This is a genomic window from Mesorhizobium sp. B1-1-5 (genome assembly GCF_006443065.1).
GTDB lineage: Bacteria > Pseudomonadota > Alphaproteobacteria > Rhizobiales > Rhizobiaceae > Mesorhizobium.
The window spans coordinates 1-1,249 of sequence record NZ_VFWS01000478.1; the positions used below are offsets into that span (position 1 = coordinate 1).

General features: G+C 59.9%; 1 protein-coding gene and 1 pseudogene. Both read right to left on the minus strand.

Going from position 1 to position 1,249, the window contains the following annotated elements; translation table 11 throughout:
• Positions 1-326, minus strand: a pseudogene (locus FJ980_RS32530) (VWA domain-containing protein); the annotation flags it as partial.
• 7 nt (positions 327-333) lie between these two features.
• Positions 334-1,011: a GNAT family N-acetyltransferase gene (locus FJ980_RS32535; protein WP_140547551.1), complete on the minus strand. Its 678-nt coding sequence runs from the start codon at positions 1,009-1,011 to the stop codon at positions 334-336.
• Positions 1,012-1,249: the final 238 nt, after the last annotated feature.

A 1,249-nucleotide genomic window follows, 5' to 3' on the forward strand; every position in this document is an offset into this window, starting at 1 on the left:
CCGCCGAGCGCCGCGACCAGCTTTTTCTCTTCCTCGGTCAGGTGCTTTTCGGCCAGCCGGCGCAGCCATTCCTCGGGGATATCAGCGACGTTGACGGCATTCGGACCGCTGAGCGCCTCCACACCCTTGAAGACATGCGCGAACACCTGGTCGAAGCGGTCGATATGGCACTCGTCCTTCACCAGCGCGGCGCGAGCGAGGTAGTAAAAACCTTCGACGTCATAGTCGACCAGCCCGGCTTCCAACCCCTCCAGCAGCAACAGGTATTCCCGCAAAGAGACGGGAACGCGTGCAGCCTTCAGTTCGAGGAAGAAGGGGATGAACATTTTCTGTCTATAAGAGGTCGTACTCGATGAAGCCGGTGCGGCGCGCGACATGGTCATAGAGCTTGCGCGCCGTGGCGTTGGTTTCGTGCGTCATCCAGTAGACATTCCTGACGCCGATCTTGCCGGCTTCCTGCTTCACGGCTTCGATCAGCGCAGCGCCAATCCCCTTGCCGCGCACTTCGGGGTCGGCGAACCAGCCATATTGAGTGCGCGACAAGGCTTCGCCGCGGCGGCTGTCGTCTTCCTGATGGACAATCACCGCATCGAGCTCACCGCGATCGAAAGCCTCCTCCAGCATGGAGCTCGTATCGATCCTGATGTTGAGCGCGAGCGACGGATCATGGGCATGCAACTGGGCTATAAATATGGACAGCTCAGGCCCGGCGACGTGATCGACAAAGCCGAGAGCAAGCCGACACGGCGCGTCGGAAAATTCCGTAACGGCTCGTTCGTGGGCGGCAAGGAATTCACGCGCCGCCGGGAGAAAAGCCGCTCCCCTTGCCGAGAGGGCCACGCGGCGCGGCGTTCGTTCGATCAGACGCGCGCCGAGCTTCTCTTCCAGCCGACGCAGCTTAACGCTGATCGTCGCCTGGGTGCTGCCCAGCGCGGCAGCCGCACGCGTGAAGCTCTGCAGGTCGGCCACCATGACGAAGGTCCGCACGGCATCGACGTCAAGACTGGGCATCTCTAATCATTCCATTTTGTCATTTCTGAAATAGAAATGCATAGTCTTTTTTCATGATCGGAGGCCATTTAAGTCATGTCGACCGCTGTGTGAAGAGCGACGCTCGCAGCCACTTCCGAATGCTCCGACTGAAAGTGACCGACATGACGTTTCCAATCGACCGAAACACCGTTGCTCTTGCGGGGGTCTGCCTCGCCTCGCTGCTGTTCGGCCTCGCAATCTCCAGAGTCCAGGTGAT

Excerpts from the sequence above, each read along its gene's own strand:
- FJ980_RS32535 (WP_140547551.1), bottom strand. The coding sequence starts at position 1,011 with ATGCCCAGTCTTGACGTCGATGCCGTGCGGACCTTCGTCATGGTGGCC.